Raw genomic sequence first — 21,993 nt, forward strand, 5'->3', positions numbered from 1 at the left:
GGGCGCGCGCCGGGGCCCGCCGCGCCGCCGAGGTGCTCGCCCGGCCCGCCCTCGCGCACGGCGACGCCGCCGCGCCCCCGGGGACCGGACGCCTGGAATTTCGGTCGGTGTCGGCCGCCGGGGTGCTGAACGGCCTGGACCTCATCGTCCCCGGCGGCCTCGCCGTGGCGGTGGTGGGCCGCTCCGGCGCCGGGAAGTCGCTGCTCGCCGCACTCGCCGGACGGCTCACCGACCCCGACCAGGGCGAGGTCCTCATGGACGGGACGCCGCTCCCCCGCCTGACCCGGGACGCGCTGCGCCGTCAGATCGGCTACGCGTTCGCCCGCCCCTTCCTGTTCGGCGACACCGTCGGGGACGCCATCGCGTTCGGCCCGTGCCGCCCGCCGGAGTCATGGGTGCGGGAGTCGGCCCGCACGGCCCGCGCCGACGACTTCATCCGGCGCCTCCCGCACGGATACGCGACGCCCCTCGCGGACGCGCCGATGTCGGGCGGAGAGCTTCAGCGGATGGGCCTCGCGCGCGCCTTCGCGCATGCGGGGCGCGTCCTGGTCCTGGACGATGCGACCTCCAGCCTGGACACCGTCACCGAGTTGCAGATCACCGACGCCCTCCTCGACCGGTTCGGCGACCGGACCCGACTGATCATCGCCCACCGTGCGGGCACGGCCGCCCGCGCCGACCTCGTGGTCTGGCTCGACGGGGGCCGGGTGCGCGCCTGCGGATCCCACCGGACGCTGTGGCGCGACCCCGACTACCGCGCCGTCTTCGCCGCCCCCGTCGGCACGGGGGGCGACGCCCCTGGGGCGGGCGGACCGGGCGGTGAGGAGAGGTGACCTCGCGGCGGGACGCGGCACGGCTGCTGTGGCGCACCATCTCCCACGCGGTGCGGAACCATCCGCGGGCGGCGGGCGCGGTCGTCGGGTGGTCGCTGCTGGAGGCCGTCCCCACGGCGGTCCTCGGGCGGGCCGTCGGGCAGGCCACCGACGCCTTCGCCGGCGAACGGCCGGTGCAAGCGGCGATCTGGCTCGGCACGCTCGCACTCGCGGCGCTCGCGGGGGCCTACGGGAGCCGCCGCCTCTATCCCGCGCTCGCCGCGCTCGTGGAGCCGTTCCGGGACGAGCTCGTCCACAAGGTCACGCGCGGCGCGCTGCACCGGTCGCTGCGCGGCAGGCCCGACACGGGGGCGGTCGCCCGGCTCACGCACCAGGTGGAGATCGTCCGCGACACCTTCGGCGGGATCCTCGTCGTCGCGCGCGGGTTCGTGTTCGCGGCCGGCGCCGCGCTGGCCGGGCTGCTGTCGCTGATGCCCGAGGTCGCCCTGCTGGTGCTGCCGCCGCTCGTGGCCGGGCTGGTGCTGTTCGGCGCGGCGTTCGGCGCGGCGGCCGTCCGGCAGCGCGACCAGGTCGTGGGCGAGGAGGAGATCGCCGAGCGGACCACCGCGCTGGCCGAAGGGCTGCGGGACGCCGTCGCGTGCGGCGGCGAGGACACGATCCGCGGTGGGCTCGCCGCCGCGGTGGACGCGCAGGCGGCGGCGGGCCGGGCGGTCGCGCGGTTCGCGGCGCTGCGGGCGCTCGCGCTGGCGGTCAGCGGCTGGCTGCCGCTACTGGCCGTCCTCGCCGCGGCGCCCTGGCTGATGCGGCGCGGCGCGACCCCCGGGATGATCGTCGGCGCGCTCGCCTACGTCCTGCACGGGCTACAGCCGGCGCTGCGGACGCTGGTGCAGGGCATGGGCGGCAGCGGCCTGCGGCTGGCGGTCACCCTTGGCCGCATCCTGGAGACGAGCGCACCCGACGAGCCGGGCGCCACCGGCGGGCAGGGCTCAACAGACAAGCGGGGCTCGGCAGACAGGCAGGGCTCAGCCGACGGGCGTGGCGGGCCCGCCGCGCCGACGGCGGGTGACGCACGCCGCGACGGGGACGCTCCGGCGGTCGAGCTGCGCGGCGTGTCGTTCGCCTACGGCGACGGGGCCCGACCCGTGCTCAGCGACCTGGACCTGACGATCCCGCACGGCGACCATCTCGCCGTGGTGGGTCCGAGCGGCATCGGGAAGTCGACGCTGGCGGCGCTGATCGCGGGGCTGCTGTCCCCCACCGCCGGGGAGGTGCTGGTGGACGGCCGGCCGGCGGGCGACCCGTCCGCGCGGGTGCTCATCCCGCAGGAGGCGTACGTGTTCACCGGCACCGTCCACGAGAACCTGACCTACCTGGCGCCCGGCACCGACGACGCGACGGTCGGCCGGGCCGCGGACGCGGTCGGGTTGGCACGCCTCGTGCGGGACCTCGGCGGATATGGCGCCGTCGTGGATCCGGCCGCGCTGACCGAGGGGCAGCGGCAGCTCATCGCGCTGTGCCGCGCCTATCTGGCGCCCGCCCCGCTGGTCGTCCTGGACGAGGCCGCGTACCGGCTGGACGCGGCGGCCGAGGCACGTGCCGAGCAGGCGTTCGCCCGCCGCCCCGGCACGCTCATCGTCATCGCGCACCGCGTGAGCTCGGCCGTGCGCGCGCGCCGCGTCCTGGTACTGGACGGGACGCACGCGCAGATCGGCCGGCACACGGACCTCCCCGCCGTGTCACCGCTCTACCGCGACCTCATCGGCCGTTGGGAGGAGGGACCGGAGCCGGACGGCTCCGAGCCGCGACCGGAACGGTCCGACTCAGAGCCATCCGGCGTCTTCGGCGATGCGAATGGCATGCACCCGGTTCCGCGCGCCGACCTTACGGTTGATGCGGGACAGATGGTTGCGGACGGTGCCGATCGTGAGGACGAGGTCCTCGGCGATCTGGGACGCGGAGGCGCCCCGTGAGGCGAGTTCGAGCACCTCGCTCTCCCGCTCGGTCAGCGGGCTGGCCGCCGAGCCGAGCTCGCTGAAGGCCAGCTCGGCGTCCACGACACGCTGCCCCGCCGCCACCCGCCGGATCGACTCGACCAGGGCGCCGGGCGAGGTGTCCTTCAACACGAGCCCGGCCGCCCGGGACGCTACCGCCCGGCGCAGGTCCCCCGAGCGTTGACGGCCTGCCATGAGCACCGTCCGGCACTCGGGGACCTCCTCGCGCAGCCTGCGGGCCGCCGAGAAGCCGTCCAGTCCAGGAAGCGCGACGTCTATCAACGCCACGTCCGGCCGCCGGAAGAGCGCTGTTCGTAAGAGGCATTCCCCCGATTCGATTGCGGCCACGACATCGAGGTCTTTCATACCGCCGAAAAATGCGACCAGCCCCCCACGTAGGAGCGGCGCCTCCTCGGCGAGGAGTATCCGAATCATGTTCCGTCTCCCAAGGCCCGCCACCCATGTGGCCCGAGAAGCACTTACCCAACGTTTGTCAAGTCATGAGGCATCGAGGCGGGGACCGGGAGGGCGCCCCGGGGGCGTGCTGCAAACATTGGCGATCTTGCATGGAGGCACCTTGGCGCGCAGGGATTCATGGGGGGGACTTACCGAATGCAGCCAACAGTAATCGCCGAGTCAGCATAAAGACGGGATAGAATATTAACAATTACTCTCGGTGAGGAAATTGTACGGATCCGCTGTCAGAGAACGGCCAGTTCAGGCCAGGAAATCGAACTCCCGGCCAACGCCGGCGGCGCGCGCAGCCGAGTAGGCCGTCCAACTCAGCGCGAGATCCTGCCAGGGCAGTCCCACCGGCGCGTACACGGTGACCTCATCGCCCTTGACCCGGCCGGGTACCTGGCCGCGCAGCAGGTCGCGCAGCGTCCCGGCGGCGTGCTTGACATCCAGGCCCGCGCTCGCAAGCACCCCCATCTCGACCGCGAGCGCGACGTCGTCGACCACGACCCGGGCGCCTTCGAGGAGGTCGGCGCCGAGTTCGGCCTTGCCCGGCTCGTCCGCGCCGAGGGAGGTGATGTGGGTGCCGCGCGGCACGTCCGCCGCGTGCAGGATCGGCCGCCGCGCCCACGTCGCCAGGACGATGATCCCGGCGTCGCGCACGGCGTCCCGGGGATCGGGCACGGTCGTGGCATCGACCTTGAGCCGGGCCCCGTGCCGGCCGGCGAAGTCCGCGGCGCGGCGTGCCTCAAGGTCGCAGACCGTGAGCCCGCGCACCGGCCGCAGATGCGCGAGCCCGCGCATGACGAGTTCGGCCTGCGCCCCCGCGCCGATCACCGCGACGGTGTCGGCCTCGGGACGGGCCAGGGCGTGCGTGCCGACCGCGGCGGCGAGCCCAGTGCGCCACGCGGTCACGGTCGCCGAGTCGAGCAGCGCGAGGGTCTCGCCGGTCTGCAGGTCGTGCAAGCAGACGACGCCGCGCAGCGCCGGACGGCTCCCGGGGAACTTGGCGTTCACCTTCACCGTGTACGCGGGCGTGCCCCTGACCAGGCCGGGCAGCAGGGTGGTCGCCGACCCCTGGCCGGGAAGCCCGGTCACCACCCGGCGCGGGAGGATCTCGCCCTCCTCCGTGGTGAAACCGCGGCGGAGCGCGTCCAGGCACGCGGCGGGATCGAGCACCGACTCCAGATCAGATCTGGTCAAAAGGAGCGTCACTGGACCATTCTCCCAGCAGCGGTCATCCGCGCGCCTGGCCAACCCCCCTTCCTGCCGGTGCGCACGGCCCCTGGCGCGGGGGCAAGGCAACCCTCCCCGCCACGCCGCTTGTGACCCCGCATGCGGCGCCTTACCCCGTCGCTGTACTGCGGGAGCGATACAGCAGGGAAGGCCGAACCGAAGCACGTTTTGCGCTCGTTCCAAACGACCGAACTGGCCTGAACGGGCCATACTTCCCGAGGGCTATAGACAAACCCGCACCCATTGTGCCAATCCACTGGTCAGCAGTTAGGCACATTATTGCCTTCCGTCCGTCTTTGTGGTCTTCCATCATGTGCGGTGACCTCCGGCGTGCCAACACGGGTGCGCCCAATCCCCCCTGGAGGCCCAGTGAAGATCCGTCACGTCCGCATCAGCGGCGCCGCCGTCACGATGACGGCGACGGGGCTCATGGCGACCGCGCTGGTCGCCGCCCCGGCCGCCCATGCGACCCATGACGCGCCCTCCGCCCCCGCCAACCCCGTCGCCGACCAGTCCGCGCAGTCGAGGACGGCGACGAAACTACAGAAGCAGCTCGGCTCCCGGACCGCCGGCTCGTACATCGACCGGGCCACCCAGAAGCTGGTCGTCACGGTCACCGACGCGAGCGCCGCACGGGCCGTGCGCGCCGCGGGCGCGGAGGCCAAGACCGTCACGCGCAGCGGCAAGGACCTCAAGCGGGTCATGGCCGCGCTCAAGCGCGACGCGACCGTCCCGGGCACCGCCTGGGCCGTCGACCCGGCCTCCAACAAGGTCGTGCTGTCGGTGGACAGCACGGTCACCGGCGAGAACCTGCGGAAGGTACGGACGGCGGCGGCCAAGCAGGGCTCCGCGGTCCGCACCGAGAACATCGCCGGCAAGTTCCGCACGTTCACGCTCGGCGGCGAGGCCATCTACACGGGCAGCTCCCGCTGCTCGCTCGGCTTCAACGTGAAGAAGGGCGGCGAGTACTACTTCCTGACGGCCGGGCACTGCACCAACGGCGGGGCGCAGTGGTACTCCGATCGCGGCAAGACCCAGCTTCTCGGCAACAAGACCGGGAGCAGCTTCCCTGGCAACGACTACGGCATCGTCAAGTACTCGTCCGCCCCGGCGGACACGAAGGGCGCGGTCAGCCTCTACGGCGGCACCCAGGACATCACGAGCATCGGTAACGCGACGGTCGGGCAGAGCGTCAAGCGCAGCGGCAGCACCACGCAGGTGCACGACGGGCAGGTCACCGCGCTCAACCAGACGGTGAACTACCAGGAGGGCAGCGTCAGCGGCCTGATCAAGACGACCGTCTGCGCCGAGCCGGGCGACAGCGGCGGCTCCCTGTTCGCCGGGACCGCCGCGCTCGGCCTGACCTCGGGCGGCAGCGGCAACTGCTCGGGCGGCGGGACGACGTTCTTCCAGCCGGTCAGCGAGGCCGCACAGGTGTACGGCGTCGAGATCTACTGATCCGTCCCCCGGAGGCCCCCGGTTCCGCATTCGCTCGGCGGGACCGGGGGCCGTCCCATGTCCGGCTCAGCGGGAGATCTCCAGGGCGAGCTGGATCTCGTCGATCACCTGCCGCTGCCGCTCGGTCAGGTAGAAGTGGTCGCCTTCCAGAACCTTCAGGGCGAACGGGCCGTCGGTCAGGTCGGCCCACTTCTTGGCCTGGGCCTCGGTCACATGCGGGTCGACGTCACCGATGATCGTGGTGATCGGGACGGCCAGCCGCGTCCCCGCCCGGTGGACGTAGTCCTCGACCAGCCCGAAGTCATTGCGGACGTACGGCAGGACCAGCTCGCGCAGCTCCGGGTCCTGGAGGACCTCGGCGTCGGTGCCGCCGAGTTTGATCATCTCGGCGACCAGGGTGTCATCGTCGGCGGCCGCGACCCGGTCGTCACCGCGATCGTGCGGCGGTCGCGCACCGGAGGCGAAGAGATGCACCGGGGCGTTGCCCCGCTCCTGCAGGAGTCGCGCCACCTCGTAGGCGAGGACGGCGCCCATGCTGTGCCCGAACAGCGCGGTGGGGCGGTCCATCAGCGGGGCCATCGCCCCGGCGATGAGGCCGGCGAGCCGGGAGGCGTCCGGGACGAGCGGGTCCGCCAGCCGGTCGGCGCGTCCGGGGTACTGGACGGCGTGCACCTCGACGGCCGGGCTGATCTCCTTGGCCCAGGTCCGGTAGGCGACCGCAGAGCCGCCCGCGTGCGGCAGGCAGAACAGCCGCATCGACGCCCAGGGGCGTGCCTCGGCGCAACGGAACCAGGTCACGTGATCACTCCTCCGGAACGGGCTCAAGCACACTCCTCTTCGCCGCCACTTTAAGGCCACGGCGCCGCCCGTTCACGGCGGAACCGGGGTGATCGGGGCGGACGGGGCTAGAGCGGCGTCCAGTGGGCAGGCTGCGTGCATGGATGACAGAGAGGACAGGCGAGGGGACGTCCAGGAGCTTTCCGACTTCGAGCTGACGGTGTACGAGACCGTGGCGGAGATCGACAAGGAGGGCGGCGCGGCGGACTTCGACACGGTGAGCCGGCTGGTCGGTGGCCCGGAGGAGGACCTGTGGGCCGCCCTCGGGCATCTGGTCTCGATCAACCATCTCCACTCGACGTCCAAGGGCTACGTCCTCGGCCCGCACGACTGGGCGCCCTGAGCGGCGGGGTCCGGTCGTCCCGGTGACCGGAAGGCGGCCGGCCGGGTGAGGGCCGGATGCGGCACCCGAAGGCCGGGCAGGCAAGCGTGAGTTCGGGAGGCCGCCGGATGAGGCTCGTCGTCACCGACGAACAGCGCGAGCTGCGGGACGCGCTGCGCCGCTTCTTCGCCGACCGCTCCCCCGCGTCGGAGGTGCGCCGGCTGATGGAGACCGCCGACGGGCACGACCCCGAGGTGTGGGCCCTGATGGCCGGGCAGCTGGGGCTGCCGGGGCTCGCGATCCCCGCTGAGCACGGCCCTCCCCGGCACGGGAGGAGGCTGGGCGGAGTGCGGGAGAATCCGGCCCATGACCGCGATTCGACGGGCCAGCGGGGCGATGTTCGGGCTGGCGTACGGTGACTCGCTCGGCGCACCGACCGAGTTCCTCACGATGCAGCAGATCCACCAGCGTTTCGGCGACCACGGGCCCACCCAGCTCAACGGGGATCCCGCCCTCGTCACCGACGACACGCAGATGGCGATCGCGGTCGCCCTGGCCTTGCTCGACGCCCTGGAGCGCCCTCCGTTCACCCCCGACCTGGTGGCGCCGATGTGGCGGCGGCGGTTCGTCGACTGGCTGGACAGCCCCGACAACACCCGGGCGCCCGGGCACACCTGCATGCGCGCCTGCCGCGGCCTGGCCGCCGGGAGGCCCTGGGTGGAGGCGACGGAGCCGGACTCCAAGGGCTGCGGCGCGAACATGCGGGTGGCGCCGGTCGGACTGGCCCCCGGCCTGTCGGACGAGACGCGCGCCGCCGCGTCCCAGCTCCAGGCCGCGATGACGCACGGGCACCCGACCGGCCTTGCGGCGAGCGAGCTGACCGCGTTCGCCGTCCGGTGGCTGGCGGACGGGATGGCGCCCGCCGACCTGCCCGCCGCGCTCCGCGACCGCTGCCACGCCCAGCGCACCGTCTACCACGAGGGCTGGCTGGGCGCCCTGTGGCGGCGTCCTGGCCTGGACGGCCCGGAGGCGTTCATCTCCCGAGGCTGGGACGAGTGCCTGGTGGCGCTCGACCGGCTCGACGCGGCGCTCGCGCACCCGGACCGCGCGGGCGACCCGTGCGAGGCGACGGGCGCCGGCTGGGTCGCCGAGGAGGCCCTCGCCACCGGCCTGCTGTGCTTCCTGCTCTTCCCGGACGAGCCGGTCGGGGCGATCTGGCGCGGCGCGGCCAGCTCGGGCGACTCCGACTCCATCGCCTGCCTGGCCGGCGCCTTCGCGGGCGCGCATCTCGGCATGGACGCCTGGCCGCGGGAGTGGGCGGGGCGGATCGAGTACGCCGGTGAGCTCGCCAGGATCGGCGGCGCCTGGGACTGACCGTGCTTGACGAACTGTAGCTCTATGGCTAATCTACTTAGCTATAGGGCTACAGAGCATTGAGGAGCATGTGATGACCGAGTACCTGGACCTTCCCGGTGGGCGCCTCGCCTACGACGACCAGGGCGACGGGCCGCTCGTGGTGTGCCTGCCGTCCATGCTGGACCTGCGCTCGCAGTACCGGTTCCTCACGCCGCTGCTCGTCCGAGCGGGCTACCGGGTGGTCACCGTCGACCAGCGCGGGATGGGTGACACGAGCGCGGACTGGGACGAGTACGGGAGCACCCCGCTCGCCCACGACCTCATGGCGCTGCTGCGGCACCTGGACGCCGGGCCCGCGCTCGTCCACGGTTGCTCGAACGGCGCCGCGGCGGCGGTCTACGCGGCGGCGGAGGCACCGGAGCTGATCAGCGGGCTCGTGCTGTCCGCGCCGTTCGTCCGGGACGGCGCGGCCGGGTTCGCGCAGCGGCTCACCCAGGCGATCATGCGCGTCCCCGTGCTGGCCCGCCCGCTCTACATGGGGTACTACCCGAAGTGGGAGCCCCAGCCGCCGGCCGACTTCGCCGAGCACAAGGCGCTCCTCGCCGCCAGCTTCCGGCGGCCCGGCCGCGCCAAGGTGATCGGCGCCTACATGAGCATGTCGCACGCCGAGGCCGAGGCGCGCCTCGACCGCGTCACCGCGCCCGCGCTGGTGATCATGGGCACCGCCGACATCGACTGGCCCGACCCGGTCGCCGAGGCGCAGTGGGTGGCCGGACGCCTGGACGCCGAGGTCGTCGTCCTGGAGGGCGCCGGGCACCACCCGCACGTGGAGTTCCCCGAGCGGGTCGCCGAGGCGGTCACCGCCTTCCACCGCGCCGTCACCCGCTGACGCGCCTCAGGAGAGCGCGGTCGCCGTCCAGCCCGTCATCGCGTCGATCGTGATGGTGATGACCGGGCCGCCCGGCGGGCGGTCGCGGTACTGGGGGTAGCGGGCCGACAGCAGGTCGACGGGAACGGCCATGCGGTCCTCGCCCTCGACGACGCGGGCGTGGCCGTCGACGCGGACCCACCAGAGCCGGTCCCAGTCGTCCTCGTAGTGGTCGGCCAGCAGCGTGACGCGCGGGTTGGCGCGGATGTTGGCCAGGCGCCGCAGGTCCCGTCCGGCCTTCGGCTTGTGGTCCACCGCGGTGTGGACCGCGCCGCGATGGACGGCGAACGTCACCGGGACAAGATGCGGGCGGCCGGCCTCGTCGACCGTCGCGAGCCGCGCGACGGGGACCGACGTCAGGAGCCGGAGCGCGTCGTCCACCGGAAGCCTGGGCACATCGAGCACCCTGCCATGCCGCGGTGTCCCCGCGCACCTCCCCCGTACGGGCGAGGCGGATCGGTCCGCGGCGGGAGGCGCCCTCCGGTCCGCCGCGGACGCGGACATCGGCGCGGTCAGCGTCATGTGTTCCCCCGCTGGGCGCCGCCGCTGGCGGGACGGCGTGTGCCCCGCTGGTTGCCGCTCACCCCGGCGTGGCTCGGCGCCCTGACACTCGGCCCGTACGGCGTCATCGCGACGTTCGGCTACCTCGTCCCGCCGCTCTTCGGCCTGGGGCACCTCCCCGACGAGGGCCCGGCGCGGGGATGGTCGGGGTGGACGATCGCGGCGTGCGGGATCGTCGCCTTCGGGATCCACGGTGTGGCGCTGGGCGCCGCGGCGTGGTCGTATCAGCGCCGGACCCGTCCGAGGTGCGTCAGCCGGTGAGGTCGGGCGGCCCGTGCTCCGGGGGTGCGCCGTACTCCGGGGGTGCGCCGTACTCCGGGGGTGCGAGGCCGCGCTCCACCACCTTCGCCAGTTCCTCGGCGGTCAGGACGCGGGGCTCGCCGATCATCTTGGCCCGGACGTACACGCCGCACAGCCACTCCAGCAGCCGCGCGTTCTCGAACGCCTCGTCCAGGTCACCGCCGATCGCCACGCCGCCGTGGTTGGCCATGAGCGCGGCGCGCCTGCCGCCCTCCATGGCCGCGCGCACGTTCGCCGCCAGTTCGGGCGTCCCGTACGTGGCGTACGCGGCGACCTTCACCACCCCGCCGAGCAGCAGCGTGTTGTAGTGGATCGGCGGCAGCTCGGTCATGGTCGTCGCCACGACCGCGCAGTAGGTCGAGTGCGTGTGCACGATCGCCGACGCGGGGGTCGCCTCGTACAGCGCGAGATGCAGGGGCGTTTCGGACGAGGGAACCCGGAGCCCGTCGACCGTCCGGCCCCGGGCATCCACGATCGGACAGTCCGCAGGCTCCATCCGGTCGAGCATGACCCCGCCGGGCGTGACCGCGACAAGGTCGCCCGCACGCACGCTGACGTTGCCCGACGCACCGGTCACGAGCCCGGTCTCCGCCAGCCTCCGGCCGACGCGGCACAGCGCGGCCCGCTCGTCCTCCAGCAGCATCGCGAATACCTCTCACGTTCGATCTCTCCAGCCGTACGCTACGGGCCTGGCGCTGCTGAACCTGGGCTACTGAAACTGGAGCTACTGAAACTGCGCTGCCGAACTGAGGCGGTCCGGCACGCCGACGCTAGGTCGCGCGGAGCAGCCCGCGGACAGCACCGCCGAGGCGGCGCCCGCGAGTTGCTCCAGCCGCAGCACCTCCGTCTGGTGAAACGGCGGCGCGCCCGTCCGGGACACCACCAGCGCCCCGACACCCTCGGTCAGCGGGCAGATCGCGTACTGCGCGCCGTCCGGAGCGGTGAAGGCCCTCGGCCGCAGCGGCTCAAGGACGGGCAGTTCCGCGCCCGCCATCCCGCCGACGCTGGCGTGCACGAGCGCCGCCGCGCCGTCCGCTCCGACCTCCGCCAGCCCGGCCCAGTCGGCGCTGAGGATGGCCGGGACGGCGTCGGCGAGAATCTCGGCGCCACGCTCGGGCACGGCCGCGACCTGCCCGATGACGGCGGCGTCCGGAAACGCGCCCTGCGGCTCTGCCGTCGGCCAGATGCCGAGGACGTCCACGCCGGGGACCGAGCCCAGCCCGTCCCGGAGCCGTCCGGGGTCGGCGCCCACGGGCCAGGAGACGGTGAAGTCGTCCAGCGCCCGGCCGTTGTCTCGTTCCAGTACGGCCATCTGCGCCACGTCCGCGCCGGCGGCGCCGAGCGTGCGCGCCACCTGCCCCAGCGAGCCGGGACGGTCCGGCAGGCGGATGCGAATCCGCAACAACATCGCCACCTCCAGTGTCCGAAATCCCCTCCAGACTGCGCGAGGGGCGTTTCCATCGTGTTACCCACGCGTGTCGACGCCGACAACGCGGTGCTGGATCGGCGGGCACGGGTCAAACTAGAGTCCATTGAAGGTCAACCACATGCCTATCGCCGTTAGCCGCCTCACCATTAAGGTAACCGCACGTGTCGACGGACCGGGACAGCCCAGTCAACGACGGCTCTGAAGCCGAGCCGGAACCCGCCGAAGCGGGCACCGACGGCGACGGCCACGCCGCGTTCCAGGCGGAGGTCAGGCGGGCCCTCGCCGGGATGTCCGCCCGACTTGACCGCGAGCACGAGCGCGCCGCGCACCGGGAGGCCGTCATCGACCGGCTGCACGAGGAGAACCAGCGGCTGCGCAGGGGGGAACTCCAGGCGATGCTGGAGCCCGTGCGCGCCGCGCTGTACCGGCTGCACGATCAGGCGCGCCGCGAGTCGGGCCGGCTCGCCGAGCCGGACGGCGACGACCCACCAGACCCGGCACAGACCGCGGTGCTGCTGGCCGCGGTGGCCGACGACGTCGCCGACGCGCTCGCCCGCCTCGGAGTCGAGCGGTTCACCGTCGAGCCCGGCGCGCCCTACGACGCGTCCCGGCACCGGCCGGTCGCGGTCACCTCCGTCGCCGAACCCGCACACGACGGCACCGTGGTCACCGTCCAGTCGGACGGCTTCGAGCAGGGCGGCAAGGTGCTGCGCAAGGCCGCGGTGTGCGTCGGCAAGCTCGACACGGACCTGCCCCGCGGCACGGGGCTCAGCATCACCGGACTCGACAGGACGGAACTCGACAAGACCGGCCTCGACGACACGGGGCTCGACAAGGCCCGGTCAAGTCGCCACCGCGCGGCAGGGCGCGGCGAGACGATGAACACCGGACTCGGCACCGATAGGTGAGTGGGACATGGCTGTCTACGGGATCGACCTCGGAACCACGTACTCGTGCATCGCCTCCATCGACGAGGTGGGGCGGCCGGCGGTGCTACGCAACCTGGAAGGAACCGACACCACCCCCTCGGTGGTGTACTTCGAGAGCGGCGACAACGTCGTCGTCGGCGCGACCGCGAAGGACACCGCGGTCCTGGAGCCCGACAACGTCGTCAGCCTGATCAAACGCGACATGGGCCGGGACGTGACGCGGCCCATCCACGGGATCGACTTCGCGCCCGAGGAGCTGTCGGCGTTCATCCTGCTGAAGCTCGCGACGGACGCCCGCACCACGACGGGCGAGGAGACCCGCGACGTCGTCGTCACCGTCCCGGCGTACTTCGGCGCGGCCGAACGTGACGCGACCCGCAAGGCGGGCAGGATCGCAGGCCTGAACGTCATCGACATCGTGTCCGAGCCGATCGCCGCGGCGATCACCTACGGCGTCCTCAACCCCGAGGCGGACCGGACGATCCTGGTGTACGACCTCGGCGGCGGAACGTTCGACACCACGGTCATCGCCCTGCGCGGCGGCCACATCGAGGTCGTGTGCACCGACGGCGACCACGAACTCGGCGGCGCCGACTGGGACGCGCGGCTGGTCGAGCACCTCGCCGAGCGGTTCCGGGCCGAGCACCCCGACGCCGGCGACCCGCTCGACGACAAGCAGACCGAGCAGCAGCTCCGGCGCGACGCCGAGGACGCCAAGAAGGCCCTCACCACCCGCACGGCGCACACCGTCCGGGTGATGCACGGCGGGCGGGTCGCCGTCGTCGAGGTGACCCGCGAGAAGCTGGAGGAGCTGACCAAGGACCTCCTCGACCGCACCGTCGAGATCACCGGACGGACGCTCGCGACCGCCGCCGACAAGGGCGTGCACGACTACGACGACCTCGTCCTCGTGGGCGGGTCGACGAAGATGCCGGTGGTCGCGGCGCGGCTGGAGACCGAGCTCGGCCTCGCGCCCCGCCTGCAGGACCCCGACCTGGCCGTTGCCAAGGGCGCCGCCCTGTACGCGTTCGAGGAGACCTACCGGCGGCTCGTCCGCGAGGGCGCCGCCGAGCGCGCCGAGGAGATGGCGAACCGCGCGGGCCTGTCCGCCGAGCAGCAGAAACAGATCGCCGGGCGGCAGATCAAGACCGTCGCCTCGCACGCGTTCGGCATCGTGGTCGTCGACCGGGAGAGCGGCGCCGAGCACGTCGCGCACCTCGTCCACGCCAACGACGAGCTGCCCGCCGCCAAGACCGAGGACTTCTTCACCGTCTACGACGACCAGACGTCCGCCGACATCCGGGTGATGGAGCAGGCGGGCAGCGTCGAGTCCGCCGAGCTGATCGACAACACCGAGATCGCGACCGGCGAGATCCGCGTCCCACCGGGCAAGAAGGCGGGCTGGCCGATCGGGGTGACGTTCGCGCTGGACGCCTCCGGCCTGCTCAACGTCACCGCCGTGGAGAAGGAGACCGGCGAGCGCCTCGAACTGAAGGTGGACGTCGGCGGCATGTCCGAGGAGGAGGTCGAGCGCTCCCGGAAGGCCCTCTCCCGGGTGCAGGTGAGCTAGGGACGCGCCGTGCCGTTCGACGACGACTACCGGCGGGAGGTGCTGGAGCCCGCGCGGGCGGCCGGCGACCAGCCTCCCGAGGACCTGCGGCTCCGGTACGCGCTGCCCGACCCGCTGACGGCGGAGGCGGTCGCCGCGCGGGTCAAGGAGGTCAGGCAGTGCTGGCGGCGGGCCCGCGGGCAGCTGAAGTACCGCAAGCTGATCGACCGGCTGGAGGCCGAGCACCGCGAGCTGGCGCCGCTGTTCGAGGCGGCCGGGCGCGGTGACCTGCGCCCGCTCACCGGCCGGCTGCGCGGCGGGAGCGAGCGCACCGAGCGGCGCCGCGCGCAGGCCCGTGCCCGCCTGACCGACGCCGCCGGGACGCTGCGGATGGTGACGCCCGCCGAGATCGAGGGCATCGCCCGCACCGGCGGCGTGGCACGCACCGAACTGGACGGCGTCGCGGCCGCCGACGGCATCGGGGTCCGCGAGCCGGACGCGCTGCCGTCCGCCGCCCCCTATCCGGCGTACCGGAAGGTCCGCGAGTCGCTGGAGGTCCTGGGCAAGCGGCACCTGGCCGACTTCCTGTTCGGCGCCCGGCTCACCGGGCCGATGCGCGTGCTGGGCGGCTTCGCGGCGGCGCCCGGGCTCCACCTGGACGCCGCCGCGGTCGCCGCCGCGGGCGCCGAGTGGGCGCGCCGCAGCCGCGACACCAGCACCACGCACGCCGACACGGTCCTGGCGGCGCTGCGGTCCCGGGCCGACGACCCGGACGCGCTGCCCGGCCTCGTCCTGTACGACATCGTGGACCGGCTCCGGGAGCGGCGGCGGCAGCGCGCATCCGAGCACGCCCTGCTCCGGCACGCCGTCGACGACCTCGGCGTCGAGCAGGACGACGCGCGGCGGCTGGTGTTCGCCGTCGTCCGCGAGACGGGCCCGGCGGGCGGCGGCCTGGCCGGGCGGCTGCGCGCCCTGCTGGACGCCGGCGAGGTGTACGCCGCCGCCGAGCTGGCGGACGCGGCGGACATCCCCCGCCCCGCCGCGGACCACCCGGTGGACCACACCGGTGCCGGAGGGGATCCGCCGGAGGAGGAGGTCCTCGCCACCGAGGCCCGGCACCGGCTCGACACGGCGCTGCGGCTGCGCGAGTCCGCCGTCGCCGAACCCGATCCCGACCGCGCGTGGGTCCTGCTCGCCGACGCCCTGCGCCTCGTCCGCGACCTGCCCGGCGCCGCCGAGCACCAGCGCCGCCTCCCGCCCCGGCCGGTCCCGCCCCCGCACGCCCACGTCGACGCCGCCGACGGATCGGTACGGCTGTCCTACGAGGCGTCGCCGTCCACGGTGGGCGAGGTGGCCTGCCATGTGGTGCGGCGGCAGGACCGGGCGCCGCGTGACGCGCGGGACGGGGTGCCGGTCACCGGCGTGCGGGACGAGCGTCCCCCGGTGAACGTGCCGCTGTACTACGGCGTGGTCGCGGTGCGGGGGGACGCCGCAGCCGCGCCGTCGGTGGTGGGGCCGCTGATCGTGCGGCCGGAGCCCTCCGACGTCGAACTGCTGCCCGGCGACGGGCGGGTGACCGGCCGGTGGCGGTGCCCGGCCGAGGCGGCGCGGGTCGTGGTCGCCCGGGAGGGCAGGATCGTCCCCGCCGGCCGGGACGGCTTCCAGGAGAACGTCCCCAACGGCCGGACGCATCACTACCGGATCGGCGCGGTGTACCTCGACGGCGCCGGGAACGAGGTCGTCACGACGGGGGTGCGCGCGTCGGTCACACCGAGCGCGCCGCCGCGGCCGGTGTACGAGCTGACCGCCGAGCCCGACCCGTCCGACCCGGGGCTGCTGCGGGTGCGGTTCGAACGGCCCGCGCACGGGCGGGTCGAGCTGGTGTTGTCGGCCGGGCCGCCGCCGTGGCCGCGCAGCGCGCTGGTGCCCGTGGAGGAGGTCCGGCGCGAGACGCGCCGGCTGGCCTGCACGCCCGCGGGCGGCGGGCTGGACGTGCGGCCGGGGGCGGGCGGCTGGCTGCTCGCGGTGACGCTGGCCGAGGGCACCGCCGCGATCGGCGCCTACCACCGGCACGTGAACCTGCCGCCACCGCGCCGCCTGGTCGCCGAGCGGCGCGGCGACCACGTGCACGTCGGGTTCGACTGGCCGCCGGACGTCGCCGAGGTCGACCTCGTCTACCACGTCGGCGGGGACCCGACGCGCTCCGCGGAGGGCGGGCCCCCCACCCGGGAGGTCGTGACGCGCGCCGCCTACGACACGCAGGGCGGTATCAGGCTGCCCGCCCCCGAGGACGAGCCGGTGCGGGTGTCTGTCGCGGCGGCGGGCACCGTGGGCGACACCCGGATGACCGGCCCGGAGGTCACCGCCGTGGTCGCCGCCCGCGCCGTCGTCCACTACGACGTGCTGCGGTCGGGCCCGCCCTGGCGGCGGTCGCTGACGATCCGGCTCACCTCGTCCCGGCCGCTGCGGGTGGCGAGGCTGTCGCTGGTGCTGCGCGCCGGCCGGGTGATGCCGCACCGCGCGGCCGACGGCCGGACGCTCGCCGCGTGGGAACAGGTGCCCGTCCCCGGTGAGCTGTCGCTGTCCGCACCGGACGCGGCGGGCCCCTACTGGCTGCGCTGCTTCACCGACGACGAGATCGTCGAGCTCAGCGATCCCCCCGTCCGCCGACTCCAGGTCACCAGATGACGAGACCACTGGCCCGCGTGGGGCTGCCCGGCGCGCCGTCCAGGCACGGCGTCACCTGCCCGTACTGCTTCGCGTCCGCGGCGCCGCAGCGGATCCCGTTCCGGTGCCGTGGGCAGGCCGGCCGGACCCAGGGATGCGCGCCCGTCCTGGACGAGCGGCTCGCCGCCTACACGGGCTCGACCGCGGGCGCCTCACTGCCGCCGGTGTTCGCCGCGGCGGGGCGCAAGGGGCGCGCCGACTGCCCCGCGTGCGGGCGCCCGACGGGCAACCGGGTCTGCCCCGAATGCCACAACCCGCTCCCCGCCGCCTACTGCGACTCTCCCGGCCGGATCGTCGCGCTCGTCGGCGCGAAGAACTCGGGGAAGAGCACCTACATCGCCGTCCTGCTGCACGAGCTGATGAACCGGGTCGGCACCGAGCTGGACGCCTCGCTCGTGGCCTGCGACGACCGGACGATCGAGCGCTACAAGCGGGACTTCGCCCGCCCGCTGCTGGAGGAGCGGCGGCTGCTGCCGACGACGGCCAGCGCCACGACGGGCCCCCGCGAACCGCTCGTCTACCTCCTCACCAGAACGAGAAGGGGCCGCTTCGCCCGAGCCCGCAACGACTCCCTGGCGCTCGTCCTGTTCGACACCGCGGGCGAGGACCTGCGCAGCCGCGAGGTCACCGACCTGCACCTGCGCTACCTGGAGGCGGCCGACGCGATCATCTTCCTCGTCGACCCGCTGGAACTGCCCGGCGCCCAGGGTGAGCTCCAGCGGGGAGGGGATCCCCCGCACGCCGATCCCGACAGCGAGCCGCTCAACGTCATCGCCCGTGTCACCGAGGCGCTGCGGCAGCGGCACGGCACCCGGCCCGGCGACCCGCTGCCCGTTCCGGTCGCGGTCGCGCTGACGAAGATCGACGTCCTGCGGCCGTCGCTGCTGCGGCAGTCGGCACTGCACCGCACCCGTACCGGGACGGGAGTCCTCGACCTGGACGACCGGGACGCCGTGGACGAACAGGTCCGCGCGCTGCTGCACGACTGGCAGGCCGGGCAGCTCGACACCTATCTCGGGCAGCAGTACGCAGATCACGCCCTGTTCGGGCTGTCGGCGCTCGGCGGCGTCCCGGAGTCCGGGCGGGTCGGCGCGGGCGGCGTCCGGCCGCACCGCGCCGAAGATCCGCTGCTGTGGCTGCTGTACCGGTTCGGGATGCTCGACGGAGTCCGCCCCGGAGGGACGTGACGGTGGCCTGGCAGCTGCACTACACCTCGGCCCGGCGCGGCCCCACCGGCCGGGCGGGTTTCCAGTTCGTCGCCGAGACGCCCGGCCTGCCCGACGGCGTGCGGGCGGGCGTGACGCCGTACCTGTCCTACCGTCCGCCGCCGGACGCGCCACTGTCCCCCGACGACACCGAACTGGACCTGTTCCCCGTCTCGCTGCTCTACGACCGGGTGGACGGCAGGCCGCTGCTGCTTCGCTGCCGCTACCTCGGCCAGGACTACTCCGGCCGGTACGGCAACTTCTTCGCCCACGCGGTCGTCGCCGAGCCCGGCGAGCTGGAGGGGCTGCGTCCCGCCGAGCTGTGGCACGCCCCCCTGTGGACCCACGGCCCCGCGCCCGAGCCCGTCCTGGACGAGTTGGACGAGCTGACGCCCGGCGCCGTCCTGGACCCCGAGGCCCTGGCCGCCTGGCTCGCCGGTTCCGCGGCCGCCTCCGGTGAGGAGGCGATCCCCCACGCCACACCCCGGAACGGATCGGATGACCCGTACGCCACCCTGGCGCGCCTGGTGGACGCCGTCGCGGGCGTCCTCGACCAGGGGCACGGGCGGGTCGTCCTCATCGCCGGGGACGTCGAGCTGATCGTCCGCTGGATCGCGGTGGTGTCCTACTCGCTGCCGGTGGCGGCCGCGGCCGGACTGTCGTTCGTCACCTACACCGCCGATCCGGACGGCGCCGCGCAACGCCTCGTCGGCACCACGCCGGACGTCTGGGCCGCCGTGCGCCACCACACGTCCCATGCCGCCGCCATCGACCTGCGAGGCGGCGGGACGGCGGCCGAACCCGCCCTTGCCGGTCCGTCGCGCTTCGCCCGCACGGTCGCGGACTGCTGGCGCGACGCGGACTTCGCCGGCCTCGACGCGCTCGCCGAACTGGCCCATCTGAGCGCCGCCACACCCGACGGGGCGGCGGCGCTGCTGGCGCTGTGCCGGGGCGACGCCACGGTGACGGCGGGCGAGGAGGAGACGGCGGCGCGGCTGCTGTCACGGCTCGGCGACGCCGGCCCGGGCTCGCCACTGCTGGACAGCCTGGTGTCGGGGCTCGCCGAGGCCGGGCGGCGCGAGCTCACCGCCGCCACCTGCGACCTGCTGTTCGAGCACGCCGGGCGGTTGCGGGCCGCCCCATCGGTGGCGGTCGCGGTGCTGGCGTCGGTGGGCCGGCGGCGGCCGGACCGGCGCGTCGCCGTGACCGGTGAGCTGCTGCGCCTCGGCACGCGGGAGGGCGCGGAGAGCGGCACGGTGGGCGGGGACCTCGACGCGGCGCTGGACGCCGTATGGACGACGCCGCCGTCCGCGTCCGAATGCGTCGCGCTGCTGGACGCGCATCCCGCGGCGATGGCGGAGCGCCCGGCGCTGGCGGCGCTGCCGTGCCGCGCGTTCGCCCTGCTGGCCGAGTCCCACGCGGGCCCGCCCGGCAGCGCGGGCCGGACCGATTCGGCGCTGGCGGACGCGGCGGCGCTGCAACTCGCCGCGCGCGTCCGCGCCGTTCTGCCGCACGGCTCCGCTGGCTGCGACGCGACGGTCGTCCAGGCGCACGCCGACGCCATCACCGCCGACGGCCCCCAGGGAGCCGCGCGGGCACTGGAGGAGATGACCGGCGTGGCCGGCGCGAACGCCCGGCTGGCGGACGCGGCGTTCACCGGCGCGGCCCGGCGGCTGTGCCGGCGGCCGCCACGGTTCCGCGCCGCGCTGCTCGCCGCCGTGTCCACCGCCGTGCGGGCGAGGCTCGGCGGGCAGTGGACGGCGGAACTGCCCGGCCGGGCGCGCGCCGGGCGCGCACCGCTGCGCGCCGCGGAGATCGAGCAGCGCAACCAGCTCGTCGAGGTGGTGCTGAGGCTGCGCAAGCGCGGCGTCACCGAACCGGCCCTGGAGACGTGGGCGCGGGCGGCCGCCGCGCGGTGGCTCGCCGGCCGCCAGCTCGACTCCCACCTCGCGGGCGAGCCGCAACTTCAGGCGGCGCTGAAGGACCTCCTCGCCGAGGCCAGGGGGAGGTGAGGTGTGCATCCGATCATCGTGCTGATCCTGATCGCGGTATGGCTCGGCGCCATGTGGCTCGGCTTCATGGTCGTGTTCCCGGTGCTGTTCCCGGCGACGCTGATCGTCGCCGGGGCCGCCGCGCTCGGCCTGTACTACCTGCACGCGTGCCGGACGCTCGCGCCGTCCACGCTGGAGGGTCCCTCGCCGGTCGCCTCGCCGACGGTCGCCTACCGGCACTACCTGCTCGCCCAGGTGTGGCGCGACTGGTGGGCGATCACACGGACGGTCGTCCCGCAGGTGTGGAAGACCGCCTCGGGGATCGTGGTGAAGCTGACCCGTACTCTGCTGCTCGGCGGGCTGTGGGGGTTCTTCGCCTTCCCGATCTGGGCGGCGCTGTGCGCGGGCATCGCCACCGCCGCCGTCCCCGCCGTGGTGTTCGTGCTGGCGCTCACCGTCCTGTACGGGCTGGTCGCGGCGATCGGCCTCGCGGGATGGCTGGCGTGCGTGCTGGTCCTGGCGGCGGTCGAGCGGGTGTTCATGGCGTACGGGCGGATCCTCCAGACCTGCCCGCACCCGTTCTGTTACGAGCGGATCGGACTACCGGAGTACGAATGCCCGGGCTGCGGCGCGCGGCACCGGCGGCTGACGCCGGGAGCGGGCGGTGCGTTCCGCCATGTGTGCCGTTGCGGTGCGCGCCTGCCCACCACCGTCCCGCTGGGACGTTTCCGACTGGCCGCCTACTGCCCGCACTGCAACGGCCGGCTGCCGGACCGGATCGGCCGGGTCCGCGTGGAGCCGCTGCCGTTCGTCGGCGGTCCCGCAGCGGGCAAGACCACCTTCATGGTGCTCGGCATCCGGGCCTTGCACGCGCGCGCGCAGGCCGTCCATGGACGGCTGACGTTCGTAGAACAGCGGCACGCACAGGCCTACGCGGGCGCCATACGCGAGTTCCAGCGTGGCGGACGTCCTGCCAAGACCGGACCCGAACTGCCGCTCGCCACCATGGTGGACGTGGATCTTCCAGGGCGCGCCCGGCGCATCCTCTACCTCTTCGATCCGGCAGGGGAGCATTACACGGGCGCCACAGAAGTCGAGTCCCTGCGTTACCTCGACCACGGTGAGGCGCTGCTGTTCGTCGTGGACCCGTTCGCGCTCCCCCAGGTCCGCCGGGCCCTCACCGAAGACGAACGGCGGCTGGTGGACGGCTCCGCGGTCTCCTCCGAGGAGGACCCGGCCGACACCCTCCAGCGGGTGCTGAACGAGCTGCGCTCCCGTCCCGACCAGGGGCGGCAGAAGCGGGTCGCCGTGATCGTCACCAAGACCGACCTGCTGGCCCGCACCGAGATCGGCCGCTGCCTGGAACACGAGCCCGACCTGCGGGACTGGCTCGGTCGCGTCGGGCTCGGCAACACCGTCCGGACCCTGGACCAGGTCGCGGGCCAGGTCCGCTACTTCGGCTCCGGCCTGGCCACCGAACCCGCCGACGTCGCCGACCTGCTCGGCTGGGCCTCGGGGCTGGCCGCTCCCCCGGCCGCGGACGACCGTCCAGCCACCGCGTCGGGCGAGGGCCAGGAGGTGCCCGGGACCGCGCCGTTGCGCGCGCCCTGGCCGGTACGCGGGCGCGGCACCGGGCGCGTCCCGGCCGGCTACCAGGCCGGACGCTGGGCCGTCCTCGCCGGATTGTCGGTCCTGACGATCGCCACGGTGACCGGAGCGGTCGTCGCCGCGGCGGAGCGATTCCCGTACTGACCGTGATGTGACGGACACCACTTCCTGACGAGGCAGATAACGTACCGTCATCGCGTTAAGGCTCTCGGAGCCGATCGGCTCCGCGCCCCTCCGCCTGAGCCATGCACGCCGGCCGCCGACCCCCCACGGAGAC

The 21,993-nt window shown here is 74.1% G+C and carries 19 protein-coding genes and 1 pseudogene; 14 read left to right on the top strand and 6 right to left on the bottom strand.

Annotated elements, in window-relative coordinates:
• Both AMA02S_RS13935 and AMA02S_RS45000 read left to right on the top strand, forming a co-directional pair.
• The coding region (locus tag AMA02S_RS13935; RefSeq protein ID WP_157430570.1) for an ATP-binding cassette domain-containing protein at positions 1–833 on the top strand (833 nt) is incomplete at its 5' end.
• A gap of 893 nt (positions 834–1,726) precedes the next feature.
• Positions 1,727–2,383: pseudogene (locus AMA02S_RS45000) on the top strand (ATP-binding cassette domain-containing protein); the annotation flags it as partial.
• A 270-nt stretch (positions 2,384–2,653) separates the two neighbouring features.
• Here AMA02S_RS45000 and AMA02S_RS40235 read toward each other — a convergent pair.
• Both AMA02S_RS40235 and AMA02S_RS13950 read right to left on the bottom strand, forming a co-directional pair.
• Positions 2,654–3,259: a response regulator gene (locus AMA02S_RS40235; protein WP_084265130.1), complete on the bottom strand. Its 606-nt coding sequence runs from the start codon at positions 3,257–3,259 to the stop codon at positions 2,654–2,656.
• Positions 3,260–3,541: 282 nt separating this feature from the next.
• Positions 3,542–4,495 (bottom strand): ornithine cyclodeaminase family protein, encoded by a 954-nt coding sequence (locus AMA02S_RS13950; protein ID WP_067457587.1) that lies wholly within the window; start codon positions 4,493–4,495, stop codon positions 3,542–3,544.
• A 390-nt stretch (positions 4,496–4,885) separates the two neighbouring features.
• Between AMA02S_RS13950 and AMA02S_RS13955 the strand changes: the two genes are divergently transcribed.
• On the top strand, positions 4,886–5,974 hold the full coding sequence (locus AMA02S_RS13955; protein ID WP_218004961.1) for a S1 family peptidase: 1,089 nt from the start codon (positions 4,886–4,888) through the stop codon (positions 5,972–5,974).
• Between the two features lie 66 nt (positions 5,975–6,040).
• On the opposite strand, the gene AMA02S_RS13960 is transcribed toward AMA02S_RS13955, so the two are convergent.
• Positions 6,041–6,772 (bottom strand): thioesterase II family protein, encoded by a 732-nt coding sequence (locus AMA02S_RS13960; RefSeq protein WP_084265131.1) that lies wholly within the window; start codon positions 6,770–6,772, stop codon positions 6,041–6,043.
• 139 nt (positions 6,773–6,911) lie between these two features.
• On the opposite strand from AMA02S_RS13960, the gene AMA02S_RS13965 reads away from it, so the two are divergent.
• The 4 genes from AMA02S_RS13965 to AMA02S_RS13980 all read left to right on the top strand — a co-directional run bounded on the left by AMA02S_RS13965 (position 6,912) and on the right by AMA02S_RS13980 (position 9,378).
• Positions 6,912–7,154, top strand: a complete 243-nt coding sequence (locus AMA02S_RS13965; protein WP_067458876.1) for a Rossmann-fold NAD(P)-binding domain-containing protein — start codon at positions 6,912–6,914, stop codon at positions 7,152–7,154.
• A gap of 107 nt (positions 7,155–7,261) precedes the next feature.
• A complete protein-coding gene (locus tag AMA02S_RS13970) occupies positions 7,262–7,552 on the top strand; it encodes an acyl-CoA dehydrogenase family protein (RefSeq protein WP_067457591.1) in 291 nt (96 codons plus the stop codon).
• Positions 7,500–8,507: an ADP-ribosylglycohydrolase family protein gene (locus AMA02S_RS13975; RefSeq protein WP_067457594.1), complete on the top strand. Its 1,008-nt coding sequence runs from the start codon at positions 7,500–7,502 to the stop codon at positions 8,505–8,507. Before AMA02S_RS13970 ends, AMA02S_RS13975 begins: the two co-directional genes overlap by 53 nt.
• 73 nt (positions 8,508–8,580) lie before the next feature.
• Positions 8,581–9,378: an alpha/beta fold hydrolase gene (locus AMA02S_RS13980; RefSeq protein WP_067457597.1), complete on the top strand. Its 798-nt coding sequence runs from the start codon at positions 8,581–8,583 to the stop codon at positions 9,376–9,378.
• A 6-nt stretch (positions 9,379–9,384) separates the two neighbouring features.
• Here AMA02S_RS13980 and AMA02S_RS13985 read toward each other — a convergent pair whose 3' ends face one another.
• Complete coding sequence (locus AMA02S_RS13985) at positions 9,385–9,813, bottom strand: TIGR03668 family PPOX class F420-dependent oxidoreductase (RefSeq protein ID WP_067458879.1); 429 nt, start codon at positions 9,811–9,813, stop codon at positions 9,385–9,387.
• 165 nt (positions 9,814–9,978) lie between these two features.
• Here AMA02S_RS13985 and AMA02S_RS13990 point away from each other — a divergent pair, with 165 nt between their 5' ends.
• Positions 9,979–10,239, top strand: coding sequence for a hypothetical protein (locus tag AMA02S_RS13990; RefSeq protein WP_067457600.1), 261 nt, complete (start codon positions 9,979–9,981; stop codon positions 10,237–10,239).
• On the opposite strand, the gene AMA02S_RS13995 is transcribed toward AMA02S_RS13990, so the two are convergent.
• Positions 10,229–10,921: a class II aldolase/adducin family protein gene (locus AMA02S_RS13995; protein ID WP_067457603.1), complete on the bottom strand. Its 693-nt coding sequence runs from the start codon at positions 10,919–10,921 to the stop codon at positions 10,229–10,231. The two genes, AMA02S_RS13990 and AMA02S_RS13995, sit on opposite strands and share 11 nt — an antisense overlap.
• 81 nt (positions 10,922–11,002) lie before the next feature.
• The gene (locus AMA02S_RS14000; RefSeq protein WP_067457606.1) at positions 11,003–11,686 is read right to left on the bottom strand and encodes an ACT domain-containing protein; all 684 of its coding nucleotides are present in this window, start codon (positions 11,684–11,686) and stop codon (positions 11,003–11,005) included.
• A gap of 182 nt (positions 11,687–11,868) precedes the next feature.
• Between AMA02S_RS14000 and grpE the strand changes: the two genes are divergently transcribed.
• From grpE to AMA02S_RS14030, 6 genes are read left to right on the top strand one after another with little or no spacing between them, the layout of a single operon-like run.
• The gene (gene grpE, locus AMA02S_RS14005; protein ID WP_067457610.1) at positions 11,869–12,615 is read left to right on the top strand and encodes a nucleotide exchange factor GrpE; all 747 of its coding nucleotides are present in this window, start codon (positions 11,869–11,871) and stop codon (positions 12,613–12,615) included.
• 7 nt (positions 12,616–12,622) lie between these two features.
• Positions 12,623–14,206, top strand: coding sequence for an Hsp70 family protein (locus AMA02S_RS14010; RefSeq protein ID WP_067457614.1), 1,584 nt, complete (start codon positions 12,623–12,625; stop codon positions 14,204–14,206).
• A gap of 9 nt (positions 14,207–14,215) precedes the next feature.
• Entirely contained in the window at positions 14,216–16,873 is a 2,658-nt protein-coding gene (locus AMA02S_RS14015; protein ID WP_067457617.1) for a SaeA-related protein, read from the top strand.
• The gene (locus tag AMA02S_RS14020; protein ID WP_067457620.1) at positions 16,870–18,099 is read left to right on the top strand and encodes a TRAFAC clade GTPase domain-containing protein; all 1,230 of its coding nucleotides are present in this window, start codon (positions 16,870–16,872) and stop codon (positions 18,097–18,099) included. Before AMA02S_RS14015 ends, AMA02S_RS14020 begins: the two co-directional genes overlap by 4 nt.
• Before the next feature lie 2 nt (positions 18,100–18,101).
• Entirely contained in the window at positions 18,102–20,129 is a 2,028-nt protein-coding gene (locus AMA02S_RS14025; protein ID WP_067457622.1) for a GAP1-N2 domain-containing protein, read from the top strand.
• Between the two features lie 3 nt (positions 20,130–20,132).
• Positions 20,133–21,860 (top strand): TRAFAC clade GTPase domain-containing protein, encoded by a 1,728-nt coding sequence (locus AMA02S_RS14030; RefSeq protein WP_067457630.1) that lies wholly within the window; start codon positions 20,133–20,135, stop codon positions 21,858–21,860.
• Positions 21,861–21,993 lie beyond the last annotated feature (133 nt).

The organism is Actinomadura macra NBRC 14102, from assembly GCF_001552215.1.
In the GTDB taxonomy this organism is placed as follows: Bacteria; Actinomycetota; Actinomycetes; order Streptosporangiales; family Streptosporangiaceae; genus Spirillospora; species Spirillospora macra.

Bases quoted from the DNA above. Each gene is read 5' to 3' on its own strand.
- AMA02S_RS14010 (WP_067457614.1), top strand. From the start codon at position 12,623: ATGGCTGTCTACGGGATCGACCTCGGAACCACGTACTCGTGCATCGCC.
- AMA02S_RS13970 (WP_067457591.1), top strand. From the start codon at position 7,262: ATGAGGCTCGTCGTCACCGACGAACAGCGCGAGCTGCGGGACGCGCTG.
- AMA02S_RS14000 (WP_067457606.1), bottom strand. From the start codon at position 11,686: ATGTTGTTGCGGATTCGCATCCGCCTGCCGGACCGTCCCGGCTCGCTG.
- AMA02S_RS13975 (WP_067457594.1), top strand. From the start codon at position 7,500: ATGACCGCGATTCGACGGGCCAGCGGGGCGATGTTCGGGCTGGCGTAC.
- AMA02S_RS13980 (WP_067457597.1), top strand. From the start codon at position 8,581: ATGACCGAGTACCTGGACCTTCCCGGTGGGCGCCTCGCCTACGACGAC.
- AMA02S_RS14020 (WP_067457620.1), top strand. From the start codon at position 16,870: ATGACGAGACCACTGGCCCGCGTGGGGCTGCCCGGCGCGCCGTCCAGG.
- AMA02S_RS40235 (WP_084265130.1), bottom strand. From the start codon at position 3,259: ATGATTCGGATACTCCTCGCCGAGGAGGCGCCGCTCCTACGTGGGGGG.
- AMA02S_RS13965 (WP_067458876.1), top strand. From the start codon at position 6,912: ATGGATGACAGAGAGGACAGGCGAGGGGACGTCCAGGAGCTTTCCGAC.
- AMA02S_RS13995 (WP_067457603.1), bottom strand. From the start codon at position 10,921: ATGCTGCTGGAGGACGAGCGGGCCGCGCTGTGCCGCGTCGGCCGGAGG.